Annotated in this window: 7 protein-coding genes; 4 read left to right on the forward strand and 3 right to left on the reverse strand. The window is 75.7% G+C overall.

What is annotated here, in order from left to right:
* Nucleotides 1-375 (forward strand): metallopeptidase TldD-related protein (locus OEY_RS0124770; protein ID WP_010596435.1); only part of this gene is annotated, 375 nt, incomplete at its 5' end.
* Nucleotides 376-410: 35 nt separating this feature from the next.
* Here OEY_RS0124770 and OEY_RS0124775 read toward each other — a convergent pair.
* Nucleotides 411-827, reverse strand: coding sequence for a PPOX class F420-dependent oxidoreductase (locus OEY_RS0124775; RefSeq protein WP_010596436.1), 417 nt, complete (start codon nt 825-827; stop codon nt 411-413).
* A 58-nt stretch (nt 828-885) separates the two neighbouring features.
* Here OEY_RS0124775 and OEY_RS0124780 point away from each other — a divergent pair, with 58 nt between their 5' ends.
* Both OEY_RS0124780 and OEY_RS0124785 read left to right on the forward strand, forming a co-directional pair.
* Complete coding sequence (locus OEY_RS0124780; RefSeq protein ID WP_010596437.1) at nt 886-1,710, forward strand: precorrin-3B synthase; 825 nt, start codon at nt 886-888, stop codon at nt 1,708-1,710.
* A gap of 61 nt (nt 1,711-1,771) precedes the next feature.
* Nucleotides 1,772-3,238: a dihydrolipoyl dehydrogenase family protein gene (locus OEY_RS0124785; RefSeq protein ID WP_010596438.1), complete on the forward strand. Its 1,467-nt coding sequence runs from the start codon at nt 1,772-1,774 to the stop codon at nt 3,236-3,238.
* Nucleotides 3,239-3,247: 9 nt separating this feature from the next.
* Here the strand turns inward: OEY_RS0124785 and OEY_RS0124790 are convergent, their stop codons facing one another.
* On the reverse strand, nt 3,248-3,994 hold the full coding sequence (locus OEY_RS0124790) for an SDR family NAD(P)-dependent oxidoreductase (protein WP_010596439.1): 747 nt from the start codon (nt 3,992-3,994) through the stop codon (nt 3,248-3,250).
* A gap of 62 nt (nt 3,995-4,056) precedes the next feature.
* On the opposite strand from OEY_RS0124790, the gene OEY_RS0124795 reads away from it, so the two are divergent.
* The gene (locus tag OEY_RS0124795; RefSeq protein WP_010596440.1) at nt 4,057-4,455 is read left to right on the forward strand and encodes a TIGR03618 family F420-dependent PPOX class oxidoreductase; all 399 of its coding nucleotides are present in this window, start codon (nt 4,057-4,059) and stop codon (nt 4,453-4,455) included.
* Nucleotides 4,456-4,461: 6 nt separating this feature from the next.
* Here the strand turns inward: OEY_RS0124795 and OEY_RS0124800 are convergent, their stop codons facing one another.
* Entirely contained in the window at nt 4,462-5,592 is a 1,131-nt protein-coding gene (locus OEY_RS0124800) for a M24 family metallopeptidase (RefSeq protein ID WP_010596441.1), read from the reverse strand.
* Nucleotides 5,593-5,697: the final 105 nt, after the last annotated feature.

Consider the following 5,697-nt stretch of genomic DNA (forward strand, 5'->3'; position numbering starts at 1 on the left):
CCGGCGGCCACGCCCGGGGAGAACCTGCTCCTGACCGGCGGCGGCACGGCCGGCGTGGACGAGATGGTGGCCCGCACCGAGCGGGGACTGCTGCTGACGACCCTGTGGTACATCCGGGAGGTCGACCCGGCGACGTTGCTGCTGACCGGACTGACCCGCGACGGTGTGTATCTGGTCGAGGACGGTGCGGTGACGGCGGAGGTGAACAACTTCCGGTTCAACGAGAGCCCCCTGGATCTGCTGCGGCGCACCACCGAGGCCGGCGGCACGCAGCGCACCCTGCCGCGGGAATGGAAGGACTGGTTCACCCGCACCGCGATGCCGCCGCTGCGGATCCCCGACTTCCACATGTCGTCGGTCAGCCGCGCCCGCTGATCCCGCGGCGACGCCCGTGTGCCGCCGCGGTCCCCTCACCCGCCGGGACCGGGATCCGGGGTGGGATCGTCCGCCTCGACGACACAGGCGAGCCCGACGGTGCCGGCGCGCCCGCGGCGCAGCACACTGCCCTTGACCGTGAGCCACCCGAGGATCCCGTACTTGCGGGCGATCATCGCCCGCGCCCGCTCGGTGCCGGCCGCGTCGAGCACCGTGGCGGTGCCGGGCACCGCGTCGCTGCGCGGTGTGCCGCGCACGTCGCACACCGCGACGGTGATCCGCGGATCGCGGCGCAACCGCCGGACCTTGTAGGAGTCGGTGACGGTCCACACCAGCAGCCGGTCGGCGTCGGCGGCGGCCCACACCGCGGTCGGCACCGGGGTGCCGTCCCTGCGGAAGGTGGTCAGCAGCACGTACTTCGCGGCGGCCAGGTCGGCGAAGGTCGGGGTCATGGGCCACACCCTACGGACGGGCGGGCCGCGCCGACCGCCGCCGTCTAGCCTGGAGGCCATGGCGCCCGCTCACGAACCCGTCGACCTGGTCGAGGTGTCCCTGCCCGGCGGTCGGCTCGCGGCGGCGCAGCTGCAGATCCTCGCCGAACTCGCCCACGACCACGCCGGGGGCGCCCTGGTCCTCACCGCCGACGGTCTCGGGCTGCGCGGAAACCGGGCCGAACTCACCGCGCAGCTGTCCGGCCACGGCTTCGACCTGCCCGGACCGCATCGGCGCCGCCTGCTCGCCTCGCCGCTGTCCGGCCGCATCGGCGGGCATGTCGACGTGCGGGACATCCTCGCCGAGGTGCACCGTCGACTCACCGCGCTCGCGCCCGGCCGCGACCTCGTCGTCGGGATCGACGACGGCAGCGGCGACATCGCGGCCCTGGCCCCCGAGGTGGGGGCGGCGGCGCTGCCCGACCGGCGGTGGGCGCTGTTGCTCGACGGCACCGACACCGGCGTGCGCCTGCCCCCCGACGACGTCGTCGAGACGCTGGTCGCGGCGGCGCAGCGGCCGCCGCGGGCCGGGGTCGCCGCGACCCTCGCCGCTCTGGGCGTGGAGCCGTCGGCGCCGCCGGCGCGGCGCCCGTCGGCCCCGGCCCGGCCCGTGGGCTGGTTGGACCAGCCCGACGGTGCGGTCACCCTCGGCGGCGGTCTGCCCGGGGCGGTGCTGCCGGCGCGGACCGCGGAGTTCCTCGCGGCCGTGGATCGTCCCCTGGTGGTGACGCCGTGGTCGGTGGTGCTGCTGTGCGATCTCGACGAGTGGGCCGCCGAACAGGTGGTGCGGGTCCTCGCCCCGATGGGACTGGTCTTCGACGCCGACTCCCCCGAGCTGCGCTGAACCGCGCCGCGGCGGTCGTGTTCCGGGCCCGCACCGCCCGCACGCCGCCTACCGTGGGTTCATGAGCATCGGTGCGGGGTCCGAGTCCGAGGTGTTCGATGTCGTCGTCCTCGGCGGCGGACCCGCCGGGGAGAACGCCGCCGCCTACGCCATCGCCGGCAGCGACCGCACCGCCGTCCTGGTCGAACACGAACTCGTCGGCGGTGAATGCTCCTACTGGGCGTGCATGCCGAGCAAGGCGCTGCTGCGCCCGGGACAGGTGCTGGCCGCGGCCCGGCACATGCCCGGCGTCGCCGCCAAGGTCGCCGCCCACGGCGTCGACGTCGCCGACGTTCTCGCCCGCCGGGACGCGTTCACCGACGGCCGCGACGACACCGCCCAGGTCGAGTGGGCGCGCGGCGCCGGGATCGACGTCGTGCGCGGGCACGGCCGCCTCACCGCCCGGTGCGAGGTCACCGTGGACGGCCCGCGGCCGCGGCGGCTGCGGGCCCGGCACGCGGTGGTGGTGGCCACCGGCAGCACCGCGTCCGTGCCCGACGTGCCGGGGCTGCGCGCGGCCCGGCCCTGGACCTCGCGGGATGCGACGAACCTGCAGCAGGTGCCGCGGCGCGCCGCGATCGTCGGCGGCGGCGTCGTCGCCTGCGAGATCGCGACCTGGCTGCGCGAGCTCGGCACCGAGGACCTGACGATGCTGGTGCGGGGGGACCGGCTGCTCGCCCGCACCGAGCCGGTCGCCGGCGCCGCCGTCGCCGAGGCGCTGCGCGAGCACGGCGTGCGGCTGCGGTTCGGCACCACGACGGCGGAGGTGTCCCGCCCGGACGTCGCGGACACCGGCATCGGACGCATCCACGGCGGCCCGGTGCGGCTGCGCCTCGACGACAGTGGCACCCTCGAGGTCGACGAGCTGATCGTCGCGGCCGGGCGCCGGCCCGCGACCGCCGGACTCGGACTCGACACCGTCGGGTGGGCCGGGGAGGGCCCGCTGCGCACCGACGACCACATGACCGTCGCCGGGGTGGACGGGCGCTGGCTCTACGCCGTCGGCGACGTCACCGGCCGGACCGCGCTGACACACATGGGCAAGTACCAGGGACGGGTGTGCGGCGACGTGATCGCCGCCCGCGCCGAGGGACGCGACCTCGACGCGCCGCGGTTCCGGGCGCGCGCCGACCACGGGCAGGTGCCGCAGGTGGTGTTCACCACCCCGGAGGTCGCGGCCGTGGGCCGCACCGCGGCCGACGCCCGCGCCGACGGCCTCGACGTCGAGGTGCTCGAGGTCGACATCGCCGTGGCCGGATCCGCGCTGGCGCGGGACGATTTCACCGGACGCGCCACCCTCGTGGTCGACCGCGCCGCCGACACCGTGGTGGGGGCGACGTTCGTGGGCACCGACGTCGCCGAGCTGCTGCACGCCGCGACGGTCGCGGTGGTCGCCGCGGTGCCGCTCGAGACGCTGTGGCATGCGGTACCGGCGTATCCGACGGTCGGCGAGGTGTGGTTGCGGCTGCTCGAGTCGCGCCGCCGCTGAGCGCGCCGGTCAGCGCGGCAGTCGCCGCCAGATCGGCCGCGGCAGCAGCCGCATCCCGACGAACACCGGCCGCAGCACAGCCGGCACCCACACCTCGCCGCGGCCGCGGCGCAACGCCCGCACCGTCGCGTCCGCGACCCGGTCCGGGGTGCTCGACAGCGGCGCGGGGCTCATCCCCTCGGTCATGCGGCCGACGACGAACCCGGGTCGCACCAGCAGCAGCGACACGCCGCTGCCGTGCAGCGCGTCCGCCAGGCCGGAGGCGAATCCGTCGAGACCGGCCTTCGCGGAGCCGTACACATAGTTCGCCCGGCGCACCCGCACCCCCGCCACCGACGAGAACACCACGATCCGGCCCGATCCCTGGGCCCGCAGATGCCCCGCCAGCCGCGTGAGCAGGGCCACGTGGGCGACGTAGTCGGTGTGCACGATCGCCACGGCATGGGCCGGGTCGTGTTCGGCGCGGTGCTGGTCGCCGAGGATGCCGAACGCGAGGACGGCGACGTCGATCGGCCCGTACAGCATCGCGAGGTCGGCGAGGGTCTGCTCGTGGGTGTCGAGCCGGTCGGCGTCGAACTCGACGGTGTGCACGGCGACGGCACCGGCGTCGAGCACGGCGCGGCGCTGCGCCTCGAGATCGCCGGCGCGGCGCGCGGCCAGGACCACGGTGCGGCCGCGGGCCAGCCGGGCGGCCACCGCCGTCCCGATCTCGCTGCGGCCCCCGAAGACGACGATCGAACCCTGCCCGTTGTTCACCGCACCAGTGTGCCGGGTGGCGCCGCGGGGCGCGCGGGCCGGGTTCGGCTACCGTCGCAGGCATGGCCCGCACCCCCGCCGCGCTCGGCGACGCCGCGTTGCAGTTCCTCACCGAATACCATCTCGGGACGCTGACGACCCTGCGCAAGGACGGCAGCCCGCACGTGGTGGCCGTCGGTTTCACGTGGGATCCGGAGGCCGGGGTGGTGCGGGTGATCACCGATGCGACCTCGCAGAAGGCGCTCAACGCCGACCGCCGCGGATACGGTGCCGTCAGTCAGGTCGAGCGGGGCCGCTGGCTCACCCTCGAGGGGCCCGCCCGGGTGCGGGCGGAACCGGAGGCCGTCGCCGAGGGGGTGCGTCGTTACACCGCGCGGTACCGGACGCCGCGGCCCAACCCGACGCGCGTGGTGGTGGAGATCACCGTGGCACGGGTGATGGGCTCGGTACTCGACAAGTAGGGTCGCTCACCCCGGCAGCACCGTCAGTCCGTGCGGACGGTGGTTGAGCGGCTCGCAGCCGTCCTCGGTGACCACCACGATGTCCTCGATGCGCGCACCCCACTCGCCGCGGAAGTAGATGCCCGGTTCGATGCTGAACGCCATCCCGGGCCGCAGCACGTCGGCATTGCCGTCGACGATGTACGGCTCCTCGTGGACGGACAGTCCGATGCCGTGCCCGGTCCGGTGCACGAAGACCTCGGCGAGGCCGTGCGCGGCGAGGGCGTCGCGGGCGGCGGCGTCGACCGAGGCGGCGGTGACCCCGGGCCGGACCGCGTCGACCGCCGCCTGCTGCGCCGCCTCGAGCAACGCCACCTTCGCCGCGACGTCGTCGGGGGGCGCGCCGAGGCTGTAGGTGCGGGTGGAGTCGGAGTAGTAGCCGGGCTCGACCGGGCCGCCGATGTCGACGACCACGACGTCGCCGGGTTCGAGGACCCGGTCGGAGACCTCGTGGTGGGGATCGGCGCCGTGCGGGCCGGACCCGACGATGACGAAGGCGGCCTCGGTGTGGCCCTCGGCGACGATCGCGGCGGTGATGTCGGCCGCGACCTGCGCCTCGGTGCGGCCGGGCCGCAGCCACCGCCCCATCTGCGCGTGCACCCGGTCGATGGCGGCGCCGGCGCGGCGCAGCGCCGCGACCTCCTCGTCGTCCTTGACCATGCGCAGCTGCCGCACCACCTCGGTCGCCAGCACGGGCGGCACCGCGAACCGGGCCGCGAGGGGCACCAGGTGCAGGGCGGGCATGGCGTCGACGACCGCGGTGCGCGGACGCTGCGGCAGCAGCGCGGCGACCTGCGCGTACGGGTCCTGTCCGTCGACCCAGTCGTGCACCGGCAGGTTCAGGTCCGTGGCCGCGGAGTCGGTGAGGGAGGCCAGCTCGAGGCGCGGCACGACGACGGACGCGCCCTGCCCGTCGGTGGGGATCACCAGGCAGGTGAGCCGCTCGAACGATTCCGCGCGTGAGCCGAGCAGGTAGCGCAGGTCCGGTCCGGGAGTGACGAGCAGCGCGTCGAGACCGGCGTCGTGGCCGAGGGCGGCGGCCCGGGCGAGGCGGTCGGCGTAGACGGGGGCGGGGAAGCGGCGCTCGGGGGAACTCATGCGGACAGCGTAGTGGCGTTTGGCAGGATGACCGGTGTGACTGCGACGCCGGCCTCCGCCGCCCCCGTGCCCCCCACCGGCCCGTTGATGCTGCTCGACGGGGCG

Origin of the sequence: Rhodococcus sp. P14 (assembly GCF_000256505.1) — a bacterium.
Classification (GTDB): domain Bacteria; phylum Actinomycetota; class Actinomycetes; order Mycobacteriales; family Mycobacteriaceae; genus Rhodococcus; species Rhodococcus ruber.